This is a genomic window from Bradyrhizobium commune (assembly GCF_015624505.1).
Lineage (GTDB): Bacteria > Pseudomonadota > Alphaproteobacteria > Rhizobiales > Xanthobacteraceae > Bradyrhizobium > Bradyrhizobium commune.
This window is the reverse complement of sequence record NZ_CP061379.1, coordinates 4,259,054-4,276,203: the sequence shown is the minus strand read 5'-3', so window position 1 is coordinate 4,276,203 and position 17,150 is coordinate 4,259,054. Positions and strand designations below refer to the sequence as shown.

Genomic DNA, 17,150 nt, shown 5'->3' with positions numbered 1-17,150 from the left:
CTCCAGTTTGAAGAGACCGCATGCTGGCGAGGAATGTGACGATTGTGGGTCGGTTAGCCGCCCTTGCTGCGGATCAGGCCGGCGAGGTTGGTCTTTTGCTTTTCGCACCAATTGCTCATGCCGAGCCGGCGCTGATCGAGATCGGTCATCTGGGTCGCCACAGCGACTTCCGCCATGATGTCGTCGGCCTGCTTCTCGCCCATCTTGCCGCCGGTGTGCAACCAGGCGATCGCCTTGCGCACCTGCTCGGTGGTGCCGTCGGGCAGCTGCATCTGCTGCGCCTTCTGCACCAGATCCTGATAGACCACGTCGGTATTCGGGCATTCGACCTTGGCGGCGAAAGCCTGCAACACCATCGTGACATAGGTCGAGCGTGGATGGTCGTCGGCCGCTTGGGCCGGTGCGGCCATCAGCAACAAGCCCGCCATCAGAAAACCGGTGCGCATCCTTAGGTCCTCCCCATTTTTTGGAGAGGCTAGCGCCCGGCGAGCGGCGCCGCAATGGTGCTGGGATGCAATTGTGCGATCGGCCCCGGCCGGCGCGGGAGCCAGCTAGCGCTGCCAGGCCGGCACGGGGTCGAGCGGCGTGCGATAAACCTCGTTGTGATCGCGATCGGTGACGCGCACCGCGCAACCCTTCTGTTGCAGCTCCGGCTTCACCTGCGACAGCTCGGTGGCCAATTGGTCTGCGCGATCGGAGGCGACCTCGATGTCTTCGAGGATGATTCCGCCCTGGTTCTTGAACTCTTCACCAACCACAAGATCGAAGGAGTAGTAAGGCATCCGAATTCCCCGGTGTGTGACGACACAAGTCTTCCGCACAAGTCTCAACAACACATGTCGGATGGTACCACTGAGTCGAATATTACTGAATGAAGCGGCCGCGCAATCTCTGTGCGTATGACGCAAAAATCATGTGCAGCATTTGAGGGCTTTAAGATTTTATTAAATATGTCGGCGCGATCCTTAGGCATGGAATTGCAGCAGAACCGGGCTCCGGGAACCGGCAGCTGCAAGAGAAGGCCGGCGGCATAGATCCCGACGGCCTTTTCTCTTTGTGCGTAGCGACGCATCACCGTAGTCGCACGGGCTCAACGCATCATCGCGACTCGGACAGCGTGCACCGCGCGATGGTTCGGTCGCGAAATGATTCTCTAATGCACCGGCATCGGCGGACGCACGACGGGTCCGTCGTCATCAGCGACGGCTTGCGTCGCGACCGATGGCGGCGGCGGAACGGCGACGGCCTGCGACGGCGGTGGAAGCGGCGCGATCGGCATCGGTGCAGCATATGTCTGCGGATAGGCGGGCGTGGTCACCGGCTTTGGCTTGCGAACCGGCGCCACCACTGGCCGCGGCGGCAGCGCAGACACCCGCGCACGCGGATCGACCGGCGCGACGGCCGCCACCGGCTTGGGCGCGGGCGTCTTCACCGTCTCCCGCGCTATCTGCTCCTGCGCGGCCTTCAACTCTGCGATGTTGGCCTTGAGCTGCTCGATCTGCTGAGACATCGCGGCGAGATCGCGCGACATCGATTGCAGGGATGGCGCTGTATCTGATGGTGTTGCAGGAGGCGCGGCTGCGGCATCCTGCGCCGCGGGCGATGCTGCGGATGGGGCGGTGGTCTGATCAGGTGCGACCTGCGGGGCGGCTTCCGCGGTCACGGCTGGCGTTGCCGGCGAGGTCTGCGGCATGAGCGACGTCAATGACGGTGTCCACTCGGCCAGCATTTGCAGCGCGGTGTCGCCATGTCTCTCCCATGCGATGGTCGCAGCCGCACTGCCCCCCGCAAACAACATCGTGACGAACGCGCCACGAAGCCATTTGCTGACGGCAGATCGTTTCTCCCGGCCGGGCATATCACTGGCGACCGCGCGAACGGCTGTATCGACGGAAGGTGCCGCAGCCGGCACTTCGGGAGCGACGTGGAGCTTGGAGTCTGCACGCGGCGCAATCTCGGGAGCCAGGGAGGGCGCGTCGCTGCTCGCGCGCGAGGCTCGCACCACGTCGGGAGAAATCTGGACGGCGTCGTGCGGGTCGTTGTCTTTCATCGTGTCCTTGACGATCTCATCGACGATTTGCCTGCTGTTCAACGTCGCGAGCATCGCAGCTCCTGTGAAGCATCGATCGTCCGCATTGGCGCGAGCCGATTGGTTGACGACAGCTCATTCCGAGCCCGATGTCGCACGAGTCCAGCCGGGTTTGACCAAAGCAAGGCGCTGGAGCGGAGACATCGCGACGCTGTTCCGCCGTTTGTGGTGAGGGAACCCGGTCTCGCGAACACAGCGACGTGTTCCACACTGCCTTGTTTTCAGCACGATTTGGGCCGCATCTGGCAAGGCTGGGGGCGCTGCTATCCGCTATCGGGGGCCGGCGGTGCCAAGATCGTTTTTCGCAATTCTCGTCGTTGCCGTGCTTCCGCTCGGCGGATGCATGCAGGCAACGCTGTCGCCGTCGACCGACGCGAGCATGACGTCGCGCGACCGGCAGCTGCTGGCGCATACGCCTTACGCCCAGGCCAACGTGCCCGAGCAATATCTCCGCCACATCGTCGACTATCCGCGCAAGGAGCAGCCGGGCACGATCCTGGTCGATACCGATGCGCGCTACCTCTATTACGTGCTGCCCGATGGTAAGGCGATCCGCTACGGCGTCGCGGTCGGCGAGGAAGCGATGGCGTTCTCCGGCGTCGCGCGCGTCGGTCGTCTCGCAGAGTGGCCGGACTGGGTTCCGACGGCGGAAATCCAGGCGCGGCTCGGGCCGTATCCGGCGCGCGTTGCCGGTGGTCCCGCCAATCCGCTGGGGGCGCGCGGGATCTATCTCTATTCCGGCAACAAGGACACGCTTTACCGCATCCACGGCACCAACCAGCCGGAATATATCGGCCAGGCGATCTCGTCGGGTTGTATCCGGATGCGCAACGAGGACGTGATCGACCTGTTCGACCGGGTGAAACTGAACGCGACCGTCGTGGTGCTGCCGCCCGGGCAGAGCGCGCAGATCGAGACGGGGACGGGTTGGCGCGGGTGACGTAGCGCGTCACTTGTAGACAATTTTAAACATTGTCTTGCGCGGTCCGTAAGGCCTCGCGTCTAGCGTGCAACCAGCAAGGGGTTGCTCGCATGTATCTCGTCAAGACTTCGCCGCGCGCGCTGTTGGCCGCGCTGATTCCGTTGGCTGTCGTGGAAGCGGTGCTGATGGCATTCGCCGTCGCGGGCGGACAGGTGACCGATCCCGCGGGCGTGCCGGCCCCCGATCAGATCCTCGTGTTCTATGCCGGGCGCATGGCCCTGAATGCGGGCCTGTTGTTTGCCGGGCACATCGTGTTGCGGCAATGGGCGATCTCGAGCCGGCTCGCTTACGGCCTCATGGGCGGCATCATGGCCGCCGCAAGTTATGCCATCGCGATCCGCAATCACATCCAACTCGCGTCTCCCGGCGACGGCACGGTGGTGACGGTCGGCCTGCTGCCGACGATTGCGGGGATGATCGGCGGATTCCTCTATGGCCAATTTGCCGGCCTGAGCCAGGTCGCGCGCGGGACCGGCGCAGCCGCCACGGCCAATGCACCCGATGCGCCGGCCGTCCAGCCGGTCTTCGACGGGCCGGTCCGGGTCCGCACGTCGGTTGCGGGAATTGTGATCGCGGCGCTCATGCCGACGGTGCTTGCGACGCTGCTGCCTTACACGTTGCTGCCGATCTTGATGAACGGGTTCGCGGACAAGAGCACCGCCCATATCTTTGCAAGTGTGATCCCGGCGCAGACGTTTCTGGTCATGCTGGTGATCTCGGTCGTTCCGTCGACCATCTTCATGCTCTGCGTTCATCACGTTGCGCGGGCGATGGGCAGGAATCGCGCGTGGGAATATGCGGGGATCGCCGGCGTCGCGGCGTTCGCCTGCATGCTGCTGCTTGTGCTGGTGGTGCCGCTGTTCGCCGTGTTGCTGGTGCCGGCGGCGTTCTGCGGCGCGGTCATGGGCGCGCTCTATCGCCGTTTCGCCGGTATCGAGCCGATGCCGTTGCCGGAGGTGGTGATCGCCACCGATCCCAATGCGCTGGTCGGCGCCGATCATCCGTCGCGGCGCCAGCACGGCGTCATCCTCAGCAACTGACGGGGGGCAACGATGAAGGCACTGGCAGCGGTTGGCGCCGGAATGCTCATTGCGACGGCGGCCGCACTCTGGTTCACGACCGGTCCCGTGGTGGTGACGACGGAAGTCAGGCCGCTTCGGGTGAACCCCGATTTGCCGACGTTCAAGCCAGTGCCGTCGCCCTTGCAAGGAATAGATCGGTCGGCCGAATTTTTGAACCGCCAAAGGTGAATTGCTTCACAGGCAAATTGCTGCGGTTGCGCTATATCTCAATGGCTCGTTGCCATTGGAGGCACCATGCAAAAGTTTCTTTATCAATTGAACGAGACGGACCGCCGAATTGTCCGGAAATGGCGGTTGGTGACCGTCGGCTTCTACGGGTCGATCCTGGCTGGAATGATGGTGTACGCGGCGCTGCATTGGAATCCGGATGTGAATTATGCCTCGGCCGAATCCGCCGCCCACGCCAAGCTGGCAGGCGCGCCGGTGGGTGACAGGCGCTCGCCGTTCCAGCCCTAATCTTCGGGCCGGGCGACACGCCATTGCAGTGTCGTGGCGTTGCCATTGGCTTCACCCGGCGCCTTGTCGGCGACCGACGTGTAGAGCGGGCGGTAGCGGAACGCCCACATCTTGCTGCCGTCATTGCGAGTGATCGGCGTGAAATCGCCGATCGGCTTGGCATCTTCAGGTGCAGCCAGCGGAATCCAGCTCTCGGCGCATTTGCCGTTGCAGCTGGATGTCTTTCCGCTGGTATCGCGCTCGTAGAAATAGAGCGTCATGCCCTTGAGGTCGACGAGCTTGGAACCCTGCTTGGTCAGAACCGCGCGTGCCGGCGTAGTGGTGGCCTCGGGCTTCGGCGGAGGAGGGGCATCGCCGCCGCCATGCCCATTTGCCAGCACTGGAACGGTCGACAGCGCGATAGCGGCGGCCGCAATGACGAACCTGAACATCCGAAACTCCAAACCGGCAAAGTTAATCGCGCGTTAAGCGCCGAATTGCAGCCGATGGTAGCAGCCGAAGGTTAGTTCCAGGTTTCGCGGCCCTGCGACAATTACGTATGTAAGTGGGCGATTATGCCTGCAAATCACGCAGTGGCGCGCGGCTGAGCTCGTTGCCGGCGGCAATGGCCTTGCGGAGCAGCCGCATCAGGTCCTCGCTTTCCTTCGCGCTGAGCCCGCGCAGCATCATGCGCTGGGCGGAATCCACGGCCGGCGTGATCTTGCGCAGGGTGCGGCGGCCTTGCTCCGTGATCTCGAGCTCGCGGGCGCGGCGATCGCGGCTTGAGGCGCGCCGCTCCGCGAGCCCCTTCTGCACGAGGCGATCGACCACGCCGGTGATGGTGGTGCGGTCGTAGGCGATCAGGCCGGCCAACGTCACCTGGTCGAGGCCCGGATTGGCCTTGATGGTCGCGAGCGCCGCGTATTGCACCGGAGTAAGATCGAAGCCGGCTTCCCCGACTTCGGCCAGGAACACGGCCACCGCGATCTGCTGGAACCGGCGCGCCAGATGCCCGGGCATGTCGTTGTTGTCTTTCACCGAATTCTCCGTGAGCCAAAGGAGGGTGCGGGAATATTGACAAGTATACTGATAGTCAGCATACTGAGCAATATCCAAACAGAACATTGGCGGGAGAGGTGCTCATGCAATTCCATTTGAATGGATTTCAGCCCGGTGACCCCGAGATCGCGGATCCCGCCGAGCGTATCCCGGCCGCGGGCGCAGCGGGTGCCGTGCCCGAAGAGGTCGACGTCCTCATCGTCGGTTGCGGTCCCGCGGGCCTGACGCTCGCCGCCCAGCTTGCGCAGTTCGGCGATATCAAGACCTGCATTGTCGAGCAGAAGCCGGGCCGGCTCGCGGTCGGGCAGGCCGACGGCATCGCCTGCCGCACCATGGAGATGTTCCACGCTTACGGCTTCAGCGAGCGCGTGCTGAAGGAATCCTATTGGGTTAACGAGACGACGTTCTGGAAACCGGACGAGCGGGCGAGCGCAGGGATCGTTCGCAGCGGAAGGGTGCAGGACGTCGAGGACGGGCTGTCGGAATTCCCGCATGTCATCCTCAACCAGGCTCGCATCCATGACGGCTTTCTCGACGTCATGCGCAAGGCCCCGGCAAAACTCGAGCCCTACTACAGCCGGCGTCTGCTCGACCTCCAGGTCGATCCGGCCGCAAATCCCGCCGATCACGCGGTGACCGTTCGCCTCGAACGAATCGATGCTGCGAATGAGGGCAGGGTCGAAACGATCAGGGCGCGCTATGTCGTCGGCTGTGACGGTGCGCGCAGCACCGTGCGCAAGTCGATCGGCCGCGAGCTGCATGGCGATTCCGCCAACCACGCCTGGGGTGTGATGGACGTGCTGGCGGTGACGGATTTTCCGGACATCCGCTTCAAGGCGCTGATCCAGTCAGCCAGGGACGGCAGCCTTCTCATCATTCCACGCGAAGGCGGCTACATGGTCCGCCTCTATGTCGAGCTGGCAAAACTCGATGCCGGCGAGCGCGTCGCCAACCGAAATATCACCGCCGATGACGTGATCGCAAAGGCGCAGCGGATCCTGAAGCCGCATACGCTCGAGGTGAAGGAGATCGCCTGGTGGTCGGTCTACGAGATTGGCCAGCGCCTGACCGACAAATTCGACGACGTCCCGGAAGCCGAGATCGCGGCTCGCTTGCCGCGCATCTTCATCGCGGGTGACGCCTGCCATACCCACAGCCCCAAGGCGGGGCAGGGCATGAACGTCTCGATGCAGGACGCCTTCAATCTCGGTTGGAAGCTCGCATCTGTCATCCGCAAGCAGTGCGCCCCGAGCCTGCTGCATTCCTATTCGGCCGAGCGACAAGCGGTTGCGAATGAGCTGATCGACTTCGATCGCGAATGGGCCGGCATCCTGGCTTCCGCCGCCAAGGCCGGCGGCGCAGATGCCGCCAAAACCCAGGACTATTTCGTCAGACACGGCCGTTACACCGCGGGTACGGCGACGCATTACCGCCCGTCGATCCTCACGGGTGACTCATCTCATCAGCACCTCGCGCAAGGTCTCGTCATCGGTAAGCGTTTTCACTCCGCACCGGTCATTCGGCTCGGAGATGCCAAGCCGGTGCATCTTGGCCATGCGGCGCAAGCCGACGGCCGCTTCCGCATCTACGCGTTCTCGCCCGATGAGAATCCAGCAGCAACGGGCTCAGCCATTCGCGCCTTGTGCGATTTTCTCACTGAGTCCAGGGAATCGCCGGTCAGGCGATATACGCCGGAAGGTGCCGACATTGACGCCGTGATCGACTTGCGCGCGGTTTTCCAGCAGGATCATCGCGAACTCGCCATCGAGGCGATGCCGCCGATGTTGCTTCCGAGTAAAGGCCGTTACGGCTTGTACGACTACGAAAAGATGTTCTGTCCGGACCTCAAGAGCGGCCACGACGTTTTCACGATGCGCGGAATCGATCGAAAGGCTGGCTGCATGGTCGTGGTGCGGCCGGATCAATATGTCGCGCAGGTGGTGCCGCTCACCGATTTTGCGGCGCTCGCCGGGTATTTCGACGGATTCATGTTGCAGGTGAACCGAGGCTCGCTGCGCGGATGAATGGCGGATGAATATTGAACTGCGCGCGCAGTGTGTTTCTCGATCTTTTGGCTGATGCGACCCTTGCGCGCGGAACGCTTTATTCCGCTCGCGCGTTCCTCCTCTTAGAGGAGGACTACGCCATGAGATTGAGAACAGCTTTAGTTGCCGCATTGCTGCTTGTGCCGACGGCCGCACTGGCCGCGCCGGGCATCGTCACCGTCTCGACCGGCCTGCGCGCCGGTCCGGGTTCGGGCTTTCCCCTGGTCGATCGCATCCCCGAGGGCGCCCGCGTCAACATCCATGGTTGCCTGCGCGGCAATGCCTGGTGCGACGTGAGCTTCTCCGATGATCGCGGCTGGGTGTCGTCGCAATATCTCGAATATCTCTACCGCAATCATTATGTCTATCTCCCCGACTATGTCGATGAGGTCGATGTGCCCGTCGTGCCCTTCGTGCTGAGCTCGTACTGGTCAAGCTACTATGAAGCGCGTCCCTGGTATCGGCGTCACGCTTACTGGAATAACTACTGGAGCTCGCACGAGCGCCTTGCCACGCGGATGACGATCGATCCGCATGCAGCCCGCATCGGTCGCGCAGCGACGCGCGACGCTTCGATCGCATTGGAGCGCAACGGCGCGAACGCCAAGGGCGGTGCTGCGATCTCCGGACGCGATGCTGCGACGGCACGGCACGATGCCGCGATCGCCAAGCGCGATGCCGCAGTTGCCGCCGATCGGAGCCGGGTCGGGCGCAACGATCGCGTCGTCAACGAACGGGCCAATGTGCAGAATCATAGCCCGCGCGACGCTCAGGCGCGGATGATGCACGATCGTGCGGCGAGCCGCACCGCCGCGCACGTGCAGCCCATGGCGCGTGTGCATGAGGCGCCGCGTGTATCGGCCGCACCTGGGACCCGGCCCACGATGCCGCATCTAGCCCAGCCGAATGTCAGCCATGGTTCGCCAATGAATGCGCATGCGCAGATGCCGGCGCCGCGCGCGGCTGCGCCCGCAATGCCGCATCCGGGCGGAGGTGGCGGTGCGCCGCACATCAACGCCGCCCCGCACGGCGGAGGCGCACCTGCCGGCGGTCCTGGCGATCATCAAAAGCGCTAGCTCTCCGCGAAAAGCCCGGCCATCGAGCCGGGCTTTTTGTTAAGCTGTGTGCAATGCGTTTACAATTTGAGATAGTTCGTTACGGGCCGATTTCATCGATTGTAACATCTGTCGGGAAATCTATCTGCATCCACTCGGGGCAGGCGGGGCACGGGAGGATGAAAGATGAGACAGAGCCAGGCGGACACGCGCCGCCAAAATGTCGCGAAGCGCTCGATGACCAAAGAGGCCAAGCAACTGACCGGCTTGATCGCCGGGTTGCGCAAATCCCTCGATGGCATTCACAAGGAACGGGCCAACACGAAACTGTCCGGCGCCGAGATGGGTTTGCTCGACGAACGGCGCAATAATTTATTACTGACCATTTCGGCTCTCGACGACCGCCTCTCTGCGGTCCAGGGTCTGATTGATCTCGGCCGCCCGCACGTCATCCGCATCCACTGAGCGGATCGCGGGCGCTATCGGTTCCGTCGCGGCGGCGATGGGCCGGGGCCCGGCTGGCGGCTTTGCATGACATAGGGGTTGGCGTAGCATTGTGCCGATTGCCCGGAAGCGGTCGCAGCGCACTGCGCCATCGAGGTGAAGCCGCAATCGATGGTGTTGCCGTCGATGGTGTAGACCTCGATGCAGACGGGATAGCGCGGATCGTAGGTCTGCGCGGCCACGGGCGCGGCGGCGAACAAGCTCCCGACAAGCAGAATCGCATTCATGATGCTGCGCATGATCAACCTCCATCGCTCGGCTGGAACCGGTATCGGCGCACAATGATGACGTGGACGGCACCAAATTGCCACGCTCCCGGCGAATTGCCGCCAAAGCCCGCTGCCACCACGAGAACGGGTGCAGGGCAACGCCAGGGGATGCGCATTTGGCCTACAAAATGATCGCAGAACGCGACAATGAGAAGTACAGTTTCGCCCGCGAGAGCCGGTTGCTCATCGTAGCGAAAGCAAAGGTCTGGGCGAGCGAGGGGTGGCAGGTCGTCATCACCGATCAGGACGGCAAGGCCTACGCGCCGCCGGAGTTCGATCAGTTGCTGGCGGCGTGAGCCGCAATACGGGGTTTGGGGGACGACATTGACATCGCTATTCCGGCCGGGGCGCGAGGTCATCGCGCCTCTGATGATTCTTGCTGCTGGTGCCGCGCTGACGGCGACGGTCGCGTCCGCGCAAAATCTCGACGCCGGTAAACCGCCCGAAAAGCTGTTCGCCGACGGGTGCTCGGCCTGCCATCGCAGCCCGCGGGGGCTCGCGAAGGGGCGCTACATCCTCACGCTGTCCTGGTTCCTCCAGGACCATTATTCGACCGGCTCCGACACCGCCAAGGCCCTCGCGGCCTATCTGGTGTCGGTCGATACGCCGCCGCCGGGCGCTGCGACGAAGCCTGGTCCTAAGTCGGCGAAATCCAAGCCGCGTCCACCCAAGCCCGTGCAAAGTCAGTAGTGCAGATCTCGGCTATGCGCGCCGATGGGTCTGCGCAATCAGGCGATCGTGCACGGCGCGCAGGTCGGCGCTCATCCGGGTCTGTCCCGTCGTGACGTAGGACAGCCAGGCGCCATCGGCGGCAAGGCGCACGACTTGCAGATCGGGCGTTCCGTCAGTTGCGCGGTGGCGCTTCTGGCGCGCCTTCATCCAGTCGTTCCAGAGCCGGCGTAACGGCGGATCGGTGACGACGACCATGCTCAGCGCCGCCCAGGGTGAGGCAAAGCCAAAAGCCTTGCCGGTGAACACCGCGTTGACGTAAGCGCGCGTAAAACTACCGCGCGGTTTGGGATCGGCTGCGATGGCGGCGTCGATCTCGGCATCGACGCGCGCGAGCAGGTCGGCGAATAGGCCCTCGATCAGGGCCTGCTTGCTGCCGAAATGATGAAACAGCCCGCCCTTGGTGACGCCGGCCGCCGCCGCTACCGCCTGCACCGTGACGCCGGACACACCATGGTCCATCGCGATGGCAGCCGTGCAGTCGAGCAGGGCGCGCCGCACCTGCTCCGGTTGCTTGGTGCGGGTATAGGCGCTCGCCGGCATCAATGCACCGTGGTCTCCGAGAACAGGTTGATCACGACGACCCCGGACACGATCAGCGCGATGCCGACGAAGGCCGCGGCATCCAGCATCTGGCGGAACAGCACGAAGGAGACGGTGACGGTCAGGATGATGCCGACCCCGCCCCAGATCGCATAGGCAATGCTCAGGGGAATGACCCGAATCGCCACCGACAGCGCGTAGAACGAGGCGACATAGAACAGCACCATCGCCAGCGTCGGCCAGGGCCGCGTGAACTGCGCCGACTGCTGGAGGAAGGCGGACGCCGTCACCTCGAACACGATGGCGAGGGCGAGCGCTGCATAGGCATTGAAGGCGGGCGTCATGGGTCGGCTCGGATCGTGTGCTGGAAAGATACCGCGCGGTAGGTATGTTAGACGAGCGAATCATGGCTTTTCGGTGCGCTTGCCATGTCTTCGGGGCATATCACTCGGGCGTGACGAAGCCGCGACAACTCGTTAGCCTCGTCCTGTCCCCGTCCGGCAAATCGAGCACCGTGCCATGCATGTTCTTCGTCCCCAGTTCCACATCGAGCAGCAGCGCGCGCTGGAATTCGCAGGCCGGCGAGGCTTCGGCATGATCGTGGCGGCCGATGCGAATGGCCCGCGCGCCTCGCACGTGCCATTCGTGCTTGATCAGCGCGATGGCACAACGATCGTGCAGATCCATTTCACGGCCAAGAATCCGCTGGTCGAGCTTGCCGACGGGAACAGGCGTTTTCTGCTGATCGTCCCGGGCGACGATGCCTACATCTCCAACGACTGGTACGCCTCGTCTGACAACGTCTCGACCTGGCTCTACGAGGCCGTGCACCTGTCCGGCGTGGCGCATCTGCGCGGATCGGGTGAGAACCGCGGCCATGGCGATGCGCTCCTCGCGGTTTCCGAAGCGAGGCTGCGGAAGCAGCCCTGGGATCTCGCGCAGATGGAGCCCGGCAAGCGCGAGAGCATGCTGGCCGCGATCCGCGTCATCGACCTGGTGGTCGATGCCGTCGAGGGGCAGGCCAAGCTGAACCAGCACAAGAGCGACGCCGACCATGTCGCAATCGCCGACCAGCTGGCGCGATCGGAGGAGAGCGGACACCGGCGGCTGGCGCGGAGGATGCGGGCGCTACGGCCCGGGCTCGGGTATGAGGTCCGGGCTACCCTTGCGTCGTCCGACGATTAATCCTACGGACGTCTGCATGCTCGTCATCTCCATTCAAAGCCAGGTGGTCCACGGCCATGTCGGCAACAGCGCGGCCGTTCCTGCCATCCAGGCGGCGGGCGTGAACGTCGCCGCAGTGCCGACAACGCTGCTGTCCAACCATCCGCGCTATCCCAGCATGCGCGGACGCGTGCTCGATGCCGAACTCGTCGCCGATCTCTTGACGGGCGTCGAGGAGCGCGGTCTCATCGATGAGGCCACAGTCCTCGTCACTGGCTATCTCGGTTCGCCCGGCAACGCCGGCGTCGTCGCCGATTTCGTCGAGCGGGCGCGCTCGCGGAACGCGAAGCTCGTCTATCTCTGCGATCCCGTGATCGGGGACGACGGCCGGGTCTATGTCGCTGACGGCATTCTGGACGTGGTGCGGCATCGCCTGCTGCCGGCCGCGAGCATGATCACGCCGAACCAGTTCGAGCTCGAGCTGCTCTCCGGCGTGACTGTCGTGGATCCCGACGCCTTGCGCTCCGCCGCCGCTGCGATTGCGGGGCAGCGCCGTATCGATATCGTTGCGACCGGCTGCACCCTTGCGGACACGCCGGAGGGACAGGTGGAGACGGTCTTGTGCGCCGACGGGCGATTGTCGCGCTTTGCGACGCCGCTTCTCCCGATCCGTCCCTATGGCACCGGCGATCTCCTGGCCGGCCTGATCGCGGCGCATCTGGCCAAGGGAACGGCGACCGAAGCGGCCGTGCGCCTTGCGGTCGAGACCATCTTTGCCGTGCTGGTTCGCACGCAGGAGGCGGCGGCGAGCGAGATGCGGCTTGTGCCGCTGCCGACGCCTAACTCCTAACGCCTCAGGTCGCCCGCTTGGCGGCGGACTGCGCCGATTTCTGCGGCTTTGCCGGGCTCTTCTGCTCACGCGCGGCCTGGGCCTTTGGCGGCTTTGCGCTCGCAGCCGCCTGCTTCCTCGGCTTTACGTTGGCGGCGACCTTGCGATCCGTCGCGACGCCACGCTTCGAGATGTATTCCGGTCCGTCGACCGGGCCGACATGCGGCGGATCGTGGCCGAGATAGGGCCGGCCGATGCCGAGCGCCTTGCCGTTGGCATCGACCCACTTCCACAGCACTTCCGTCGAGGCCCAGCGCTGCACGCGGTTGTCGCCCTTGGTGCTGACGATGTCGGCCGCAAGCCCGTGGCCGTAGCCGCCGCGAAGACTGCCGCCGTGATAGGAGCGGTTGGAGGCCGCCTTCAGGCCGCTCGCAATCTCCTGGCGATAGTCGTCACGGAACGCGCTGGTGATGCCGGGCGAGAGGCCGGCGGCTTCGGCGGCGAGCAGCGTCCGGAACAGCTTCTGCTTAAAACTCTTGTCCATGCCACCGATGACGTAGTCCATCAGCGCCATGTTGGCGTGCTCGGCGGCCTTGGGATCCTTCCAGGCGAAATCCTCATCGACGAGCTTGGTGAAGCTGCGCATCACCGTGACCATCTTGCCCTTGCGCTTGACGGTGACGGCGCGACGGTCCTCGACCTTGATCGAGTCTTCCTTCGGTGTGCGCTGATAGAGCGCCCAGAGATAGCGGTCGATGCAGGCATCCATGACGTAGCATTCGTCGAGCACGGCGACGGTGTCGGCGGACGGCGACGCCTTGCTCTCGGCAACGGGGCCGGTCGCGATCGTCGCGGGCGAGAGCGTTTCCTCCGGCACGACGTCGCCGGGATCGGCAGATGCGAGTTTTATCGTGGGCCCGGCTGCGGGCGCAGCTTCGCTCGTGACAGGAGCGGGTTCGCTGGCGATGGGAGCGGGCACGGGCGAGATCTGAGGCGCGGGCGCAGCCGGCGGCAGCATATCCGTCGGATCGGCCGAGGCGAGCTGGATGACGGGAGCGGGTGGTTCGGTCGCGGCCGGCTCAACGCTCGCCACGCTCGGTGTCGCCGCAGCAGCAGCCGCGATCTCGGCGGTCAGCGCGATGCCATCATCGATGGTCGCGGCACGCGGGATATCGGCAAGCTCAAGCCGGGTGAGATCTTTCGCGCGCGAGACAGCGGCCGCATTGGCGCCGCTGTTCTCGATCAGGGCCGGCGCATAGGCCGACAAAGAGAGCGCCAGCCAGCCGACCATCACGGCCGAGGGGCATGAGACCGCCACAAGAAGAGACCGCCGATCATTCATGATCCCTGCCTCCAAGGGTTCGTGGGCGAACCAAGTTTGCACAGCCAAGCACGCGGCGCGTCAATTGTTCGGAGGAGGATGTGGCGGTGCAATGGCGTAAATGTCTAAAAAGGGGCTTTTCAGGGGAGTGTTGCCCGAATGCAACGCGGGTTCCCGGTAGCCGGCAGGCGGGAAACACAGGCAAGGATCCGCCCCGGCCGTGCACGCCGGGTTTCTTGCCGTTGTCGATACCATAAATCCGAAATACCGAAGGGGCTGGTTTACGATCGGAGTTGTCAGCTCCGCGCGTGAATCAATGCGCTGATTGAGACGCTCGCGGCAAAAATTTCGCCGCGACGGGCCGATCATGTACGGCCGTTCAAAACGAGTGTGATCTTCTTAATAGTTGCTTTGCGGATCCCGGTGCTTGATGCGGCCGCCGCATATTGGGCGGCCAAGAATTGATTTTCATACTGGAGGCGTCATGCCTGTTGCGCAGAAAGCCGTCATTGCGACCACATCGCCGCGCGCGTTCATCCTCAGGCATATGGCGTTGTTCGCCGCAGCCGCATTGTTCGTGTTCGTGCTGAGCCTGACCTATGGACTCGATCTGAGCCCGGGGTTTTTCTGAGCGGTCTCGCGTCATCCGCATCCGTTGCCGCGTGCCAGCCTTGCAGCCGCAAGGGTTGAGCCGCAGCGCGCGCGGGCGTAACGCTTGCCCATGGATCAGCGAACGAGCGGCGCTGACGCTCTCACTCAAAAGCACGATGCTGCGCCGGCGCTCCTTGGCGTCGTCTGCGGCCTGTCGGCTGCGCTGTTCTGGGCGCTGGGCTTTGCCGGCACGCGGCACGGGCTGAAGGTCGGCTTCACGCCGGTCGATCTGCTCGTGCATCGCTATGTCTGGTCCGGCATCGCCTTCCTGCCGCTGGTGCTGCGCGCCGGTGTCTCGGATCTCTGCGGCATCGGCTGGGGCAGGGGCCTTGCGCTGATGGTGCTCGGCGGCCCCGTGATGTCGCTGATCTCCTACACCGGTTTCCTGTTCGTGCCGCTCGGCCACGGCAGCGTGATCCAGCCGTCCTCTGCGACGCTCGGCGGCCTGCTGCTTGCGGCGGTGTTCCTCAAAGAGCACATCTCGCTCTCGCGGTTCGCCGGCGCGCTCGTCATCGTCGGCGGGCTTTGCGTCATCGGCGTGGAATCAATTGGCCATATCGGGGCCGACGGTGTGCAGGGCGACCTGATCTTCGTCCTCACCGGCTTCATGTTCGCAGGCTTCGGCGCGCTGCTGCGCCACTGGCGCGTCTCCGCCGTGTCGGCCGCGCTCGTCATCAACGTGCTGTCGCTGCTGCTGATGCCGATCTATTTCGCAACCGGCGGCCTGGCGCGCATCGCGGCGATCGGCCTTAGCGAGAACGCGATCCAGGCACTGGCGCAGGGCGTGCTCGCGGGCCCCGCCGCGCTCTATCTCTTCGCTGTCTCGGTGCAGCGCCTCGGCGTTGCGCGCGCGGCCGTATTCCCCGCGATCGTGCCGGCGCTGACGCTGCTTACTGCCTGGCTGCTGCTCGGCGAGCAGCCGACGGGATTGCAGGCCGCGGGCCTCGTGACGGTGCTGTGCGGGTTCTATCTGGCGCAGCGGCAGCGCTAGATCGCCCGCGTCCCGGTGGTTGCTACAGTCAGTCGCCGACCTCGACCAGCTTCGATGCCTTGATCGGGGATTTCGGTAAGCTGCCGCGCTTCGCCTTCTTTGCTTTCTTCACGGTCGCCTTCGCCAGTGCCGGCGCCTTCTCGAGCCTGCCAAGGATGTGCTTGATCAGGGATTCCCGATCCGACTTTTTCTTCAGGGCGTAATGCTTGATCGTGATCTCGAGGCGATCTTTTTTCGGATGGTAGTCGTGATCGACTGACGGCTTCTTCGACATGGGACCCCCCTCGTTGCCCGGTAACGTCTTCCTCACTCGGCCAGCTTAGGACGAATTTCACAGCGGCCGCCAGCCCGGTCCGGCGCCCTCGCGTTCACACGCGCGTCGCAATCGCTCGGCGATGCCTTGGGCGGCCTTTTCGACCCCAGCCGCGCAGCCGGGCCGTCAGCTCCAGTCGCTCGCTCTCGGGAAGCACGCTTTCTTGCGCGCGCTCCAGACATAGTCCCGGCCGCCGCAAGGCGGGCGTGCGCGCGACGTCGCCGGGCATTCATTCCAGACGCGTGCGCCCGTGCCCCAGCCGTCGGCCACGCAGGCGCCGAAAATGGTGGCGTGGCAGCCGGTGCCGCAGAAGCCGTCGGCGTTGGCGCTGCCGGCCCCGAGCAGAAGCGCAGGAACAGTGAGGGCGAGGAGGAGACGTGTAAGGTGCCGGATCATGCGCTTGCTCCTTCATGCCGATGGCCCCTTGGGCTGACCGGTGATTGGCGGACAGCTTAGCACACGAATGCTAGACTTGCTGCGGTTCCGCGACGAGAAGCATTCATGACAGTCCTGCTCAACGTCGATGTCCCCGACGTGGAGGCGGCCACGCGCTTCTATGGCGCAGCCTTCGGGCTCACGGTCGGCCGCCGCTTCGGCACCGACGTCGTCGAGCTGCTGGGTTGGCCGGCGCCGGTCTATCTCCTGACCAAGCAGGCCGGCACATTAGGTGCCGGCAACGATCCCCGCCGCTACGACCGCCACTGGACGCCGCTGCATCTCGACGTCGTCGTCGACGATGTCGATGCCGCCGTCGAACGCGCGCTTCGCGCCGGCGCGGTGCTGGAAGCGCCGGCGCGCGATGCGCCTTATGGCCGGATCGCGATGCTGGCCGATCCGTTCGGGCACGGGTTTTGTCTGCTGGCATTCAGCCGGGAGGGGTATGACGCACTGGTCCGATAAAAAAGTCGAAAACAACCCCATGCACAGTAGAAATCGCTGCGGATTCTTGCCGGTTCGGGAATATCGAATAATGGTTGCTCCGTCGGGCAAAACAGGAGCATGATGGCATCGTCGGCAGAGGCGGCGGTTGGAGGCTGATGCCGGGACAAGCTTCGCATAAGCGCACATTGCGATAGTGGCATCTCACTC

General features: G+C 64.3%; 24 protein-coding genes. 13 read left to right on the top strand and 11 right to left on the bottom strand.

Features of this window, described 5'->3' with window-relative positions; genetic code table 11:
- Window positions 1-53: 53 nt before the first annotated feature.
- The 3 genes from IC761_RS20155 to IC761_RS20145 all read right to left on the bottom strand — a co-directional run bounded on the left by IC761_RS20155 (window position 54) and on the right by IC761_RS20145 (window position 2,104).
- Window positions 54-446, bottom strand: coding sequence for a hypothetical protein (locus tag IC761_RS20155; protein ID WP_195798390.1), 393 nt, complete (start codon window positions 444-446; stop codon window positions 54-56).
- Between the two features lie 105 nt (window positions 447-551).
- Window positions 552-782, bottom strand: a complete 231-nt coding sequence (locus tag IC761_RS20150) for a DUF6894 family protein (protein ID WP_195798389.1) — start codon at window positions 780-782, stop codon at window positions 552-554.
- Between the two features lie 371 nt (window positions 783-1,153).
- Entirely contained in the window at window positions 1,154-2,104 is a 951-nt protein-coding gene (locus tag IC761_RS20145) for a hypothetical protein (protein ID WP_195798388.1), read from the bottom strand.
- Window positions 2,105-2,432: 328 nt separating this feature from the next.
- On the opposite strand from IC761_RS20145, the gene IC761_RS20140 reads away from it, so the two are divergent.
- The 3 genes from IC761_RS20140 (at window position 2,433) to IC761_RS20130 (ending at window position 4,609) form a co-directional block, all read left to right on the top strand.
- Window positions 2,433-3,029, top strand: a complete 597-nt coding sequence (locus tag IC761_RS20140) for a L,D-transpeptidase (RefSeq protein ID WP_195804718.1) — start codon at window positions 2,433-2,435, stop codon at window positions 3,027-3,029.
- Between the two features lie 92 nt (window positions 3,030-3,121).
- A complete protein-coding gene (locus IC761_RS20135) occupies window positions 3,122-4,111 on the top strand; it encodes a hypothetical protein (RefSeq protein ID WP_195798387.1) in 990 nt (329 codons plus the stop codon).
- A 276-nt stretch (window positions 4,112-4,387) separates the two neighbouring features.
- The gene (locus IC761_RS20130; protein WP_195798386.1) at window positions 4,388-4,609 is read left to right on the top strand and encodes a hypothetical protein; all 222 of its coding nucleotides are present in this window, start codon (window positions 4,388-4,390) and stop codon (window positions 4,607-4,609) included.
- On the opposite strand, the gene IC761_RS20125 is transcribed toward IC761_RS20130, so the two are convergent.
- Entirely contained in the window at window positions 4,606-5,040 is a 435-nt protein-coding gene (locus IC761_RS20125) for a COG4315 family predicted lipoprotein (protein ID WP_195798385.1), read from the bottom strand. The genes IC761_RS20130 and IC761_RS20125 overlap by 4 nt on opposite strands.
- Window positions 5,041-5,161: 121 nt before the next feature.
- On the bottom strand, window positions 5,162-5,626 hold the full coding sequence (locus IC761_RS20120) for a MarR family winged helix-turn-helix transcriptional regulator (RefSeq protein ID WP_195798384.1): 465 nt from the start codon (window positions 5,624-5,626) through the stop codon (window positions 5,162-5,164).
- A 104-nt stretch (window positions 5,627-5,730) separates the two neighbouring features.
- Between IC761_RS20120 and IC761_RS20115 the strand changes: the two genes are divergently transcribed.
- The 3 genes from IC761_RS20115 (at window position 5,731) to IC761_RS20105 (ending at window position 9,212) form a co-directional block, all read left to right on the top strand.
- Entirely contained in the window at window positions 5,731-7,671 is a 1,941-nt protein-coding gene (locus IC761_RS20115; protein WP_195798383.1) for an FAD-binding monooxygenase, read from the top strand.
- Between the two features lie 122 nt (window positions 7,672-7,793).
- On the top strand, window positions 7,794-8,768 hold the full coding sequence (locus IC761_RS20110; protein WP_195798382.1) for an SH3 domain-containing protein: 975 nt from the start codon (window positions 7,794-7,796) through the stop codon (window positions 8,766-8,768).
- A 165-nt stretch (window positions 8,769-8,933) separates the two neighbouring features.
- On the top strand, window positions 8,934-9,212 hold the full coding sequence (locus tag IC761_RS20105; RefSeq protein ID WP_195798381.1) for a hypothetical protein: 279 nt from the start codon (window positions 8,934-8,936) through the stop codon (window positions 9,210-9,212).
- A 14-nt stretch (window positions 9,213-9,226) separates the two neighbouring features.
- Here IC761_RS20105 and IC761_RS20100 read toward each other — a convergent pair whose 3' ends face one another.
- The gene (locus tag IC761_RS20100; RefSeq protein ID WP_195798380.1) at window positions 9,227-9,490 is read right to left on the bottom strand and encodes a DUF3551 domain-containing protein; all 264 of its coding nucleotides are present in this window, start codon (window positions 9,488-9,490) and stop codon (window positions 9,227-9,229) included.
- A 146-nt stretch (window positions 9,491-9,636) separates the two neighbouring features.
- Between IC761_RS20100 and IC761_RS20095 the strand changes: the two genes are divergently transcribed.
- Together IC761_RS20095 and IC761_RS20090 are read left to right on the top strand one after the other, a co-directional pair.
- Window positions 9,637-9,816: a hypothetical protein gene (locus IC761_RS20095; protein ID WP_195798379.1), complete on the top strand. Its 180-nt coding sequence runs from the start codon at window positions 9,637-9,639 to the stop codon at window positions 9,814-9,816.
- Between the two features lie 73 nt (window positions 9,817-9,889).
- Complete coding sequence (locus tag IC761_RS20090; protein WP_195804717.1) at window positions 9,890-10,210, top strand: hypothetical protein; 321 nt, start codon at window positions 9,890-9,892, stop codon at window positions 10,208-10,210.
- Window positions 10,211-10,222: 12 nt separating this feature from the next.
- Here the strand turns inward: IC761_RS20090 and IC761_RS20085 are convergent, their stop codons facing one another.
- The gene (locus tag IC761_RS20085) at window positions 10,223-10,792 is read right to left on the bottom strand and encodes a TetR family transcriptional regulator (RefSeq protein WP_195798378.1); all 570 of its coding nucleotides are present in this window, start codon (window positions 10,790-10,792) and stop codon (window positions 10,223-10,225) included.
- Entirely contained in the window at window positions 10,792-11,136 is a 345-nt protein-coding gene (locus IC761_RS20080; RefSeq protein WP_195798377.1) for a DMT family transporter, read from the bottom strand. Before IC761_RS20080 ends, IC761_RS20085 begins: the two co-directional genes overlap by 1 nt.
- 175 nt (window positions 11,137-11,311) lie before the next feature.
- Here IC761_RS20080 and IC761_RS20075 point away from each other — a divergent pair, with 175 nt between their 5' ends.
- Window positions 11,312-11,977, top strand: coding sequence for an FMN-binding negative transcriptional regulator (locus IC761_RS20075; protein WP_195798376.1), 666 nt, complete (start codon window positions 11,312-11,314; stop codon window positions 11,975-11,977).
- Between the two features lie 16 nt (window positions 11,978-11,993).
- A complete protein-coding gene (pdxY, locus tag IC761_RS20070) occupies window positions 11,994-12,806 on the top strand; it encodes a pyridoxal kinase (RefSeq protein ID WP_195798375.1) in 813 nt (270 codons plus the stop codon).
- A gap of 4 nt (window positions 12,807-12,810) precedes the next feature.
- Here the strand turns inward: pdxY and IC761_RS20065 are convergent, their stop codons facing one another.
- Window positions 12,811-14,127 carry a hypothetical protein gene (locus IC761_RS20065; RefSeq protein WP_195798374.1) on the bottom strand — a complete coding sequence of 439 codons (1,317 nt, stop codon included), beginning with the start codon at window positions 14,125-14,127 and terminating at the stop codon, window positions 12,811-12,813.
- Between the two features lie 463 nt (window positions 14,128-14,590).
- Between IC761_RS20065 and IC761_RS20060 the strand changes: the two genes are divergently transcribed.
- Window positions 14,591-14,737, top strand: a complete 147-nt coding sequence (locus IC761_RS20060; protein ID WP_195798373.1) for a hypothetical protein — start codon at window positions 14,591-14,593, stop codon at window positions 14,735-14,737.
- A gap of 90 nt (window positions 14,738-14,827) precedes the next feature.
- The gene (locus IC761_RS20055; protein WP_195798372.1) at window positions 14,828-15,748 is read left to right on the top strand and encodes a DMT family transporter; all 921 of its coding nucleotides are present in this window, start codon (window positions 14,828-14,830) and stop codon (window positions 15,746-15,748) included.
- Window positions 15,749-15,776: 28 nt separating this feature from the next.
- Here IC761_RS20055 and IC761_RS20050 read toward each other — a convergent pair whose 3' ends face one another.
- Together IC761_RS20050 and IC761_RS20045 are read right to left on the bottom strand one after the other, a co-directional pair.
- The gene (locus IC761_RS20050; protein ID WP_195798371.1) at window positions 15,777-16,022 is read right to left on the bottom strand and encodes a hypothetical protein; all 246 of its coding nucleotides are present in this window, start codon (window positions 16,020-16,022) and stop codon (window positions 15,777-15,779) included.
- A 165-nt stretch (window positions 16,023-16,187) separates the two neighbouring features.
- Window positions 16,188-16,457 (bottom strand): hypothetical protein, encoded by a 270-nt coding sequence (locus IC761_RS20045; protein ID WP_195798370.1) that lies wholly within the window; start codon window positions 16,455-16,457, stop codon window positions 16,188-16,190.
- Between the two features lie 105 nt (window positions 16,458-16,562).
- Between IC761_RS20045 and IC761_RS20040 the strand changes: the two genes are divergently transcribed.
- Window positions 16,563-16,961 (top strand): VOC family protein, encoded by a 399-nt coding sequence (locus IC761_RS20040; RefSeq protein WP_195798369.1) that lies wholly within the window; start codon window positions 16,563-16,565, stop codon window positions 16,959-16,961.
- The last annotated feature ends 189 nt before the right edge of the window (window positions 16,962-17,150 follow it).

Bases quoted from the DNA above. Each gene is read 5' to 3' on its own strand.
- IC761_RS20155 (WP_195798390.1), bottom strand. From the start codon at position 446: ATGCGCACCGGTTTTCTGATGGCGGGCTTGTTGCTGATGGCCGCACCG.
- IC761_RS20150 (WP_195798389.1), bottom strand. From the start codon at position 782: ATGCCTTACTACTCCTTCGATCTTGTGGTTGGTGAAGAGTTCAAGAAC.
- IC761_RS20145 (WP_195798388.1), bottom strand. From the start codon at position 2,104: ATGCTCGCGACGTTGAACAGCAGGCAAATCGTCGATGAGATCGTCAAG.
- IC761_RS20140 (WP_195804718.1), top strand. From the start codon at position 2,433: ATGCAGGCAACGCTGTCGCCGTCGACCGACGCGAGCATGACGTCGCGC.
- IC761_RS20135 (WP_195798387.1), top strand. From the start codon at position 3,122: ATGTATCTCGTCAAGACTTCGCCGCGCGCGCTGTTGGCCGCGCTGATT.
- IC761_RS20130 (WP_195798386.1), top strand. From the start codon at position 4,388: ATGCAAAAGTTTCTTTATCAATTGAACGAGACGGACCGCCGAATTGTC.
- IC761_RS20125 (WP_195798385.1), bottom strand. From the start codon at position 5,040: ATGTTCAGGTTCGTCATTGCGGCCGCCGCTATCGCGCTGTCGACCGTT.
- IC761_RS20115 (WP_195798383.1), top strand. From the start codon at position 5,731: ATGCAATTCCATTTGAATGGATTTCAGCCCGGTGACCCCGAGATCGCG.
- IC761_RS20110 (WP_195798382.1), top strand. From the start codon at position 7,794: ATGAGATTGAGAACAGCTTTAGTTGCCGCATTGCTGCTTGTGCCGACG.
- IC761_RS20105 (WP_195798381.1), top strand. From the start codon at position 8,934: ATGAGACAGAGCCAGGCGGACACGCGCCGCCAAAATGTCGCGAAGCGC.
- IC761_RS20100 (WP_195798380.1), bottom strand. From the start codon at position 9,490: ATGCGCAGCATCATGAATGCGATTCTGCTTGTCGGGAGCTTGTTCGCC.
- IC761_RS20090 (WP_195804717.1), top strand. From the start codon at position 9,890: ATGATTCTTGCTGCTGGTGCCGCGCTGACGGCGACGGTCGCGTCCGCG.
- IC761_RS20085 (WP_195798378.1), bottom strand. From the start codon at position 10,792: ATGCCGGCGAGCGCCTATACCCGCACCAAGCAACCGGAGCAGGTGCGG.
- IC761_RS20080 (WP_195798377.1), bottom strand. From the start codon at position 11,136: ATGACGCCCGCCTTCAATGCCTATGCAGCGCTCGCCCTCGCCATCGTG.
- IC761_RS20075 (WP_195798376.1), top strand. From the start codon at position 11,312: ATGCATGTTCTTCGTCCCCAGTTCCACATCGAGCAGCAGCGCGCGCTG.
- pdxY (WP_195798375.1), top strand. From the start codon at position 11,994: ATGCTCGTCATCTCCATTCAAAGCCAGGTGGTCCACGGCCATGTCGGC.
- IC761_RS20065 (WP_195798374.1), bottom strand. From the start codon at position 14,127: ATGAATGATCGGCGGTCTCTTCTTGTGGCGGTCTCATGCCCCTCGGCC.
- IC761_RS20060 (WP_195798373.1), top strand. From the start codon at position 14,591: ATGCCTGTTGCGCAGAAAGCCGTCATTGCGACCACATCGCCGCGCGCG.
- IC761_RS20055 (WP_195798372.1), top strand. From the start codon at position 14,828: ATGGATCAGCGAACGAGCGGCGCTGACGCTCTCACTCAAAAGCACGAT.
- IC761_RS20050 (WP_195798371.1), bottom strand. From the start codon at position 16,022: ATGTCGAAGAAGCCGTCAGTCGATCACGACTACCATCCGAAAAAAGAT.
- IC761_RS20045 (WP_195798370.1), bottom strand. From the start codon at position 16,457: ATGATCCGGCACCTTACACGTCTCCTCCTCGCCCTCACTGTTCCTGCG.
- IC761_RS20040 (WP_195798369.1), top strand. From the start codon at position 16,563: ATGACAGTCCTGCTCAACGTCGATGTCCCCGACGTGGAGGCGGCCACG.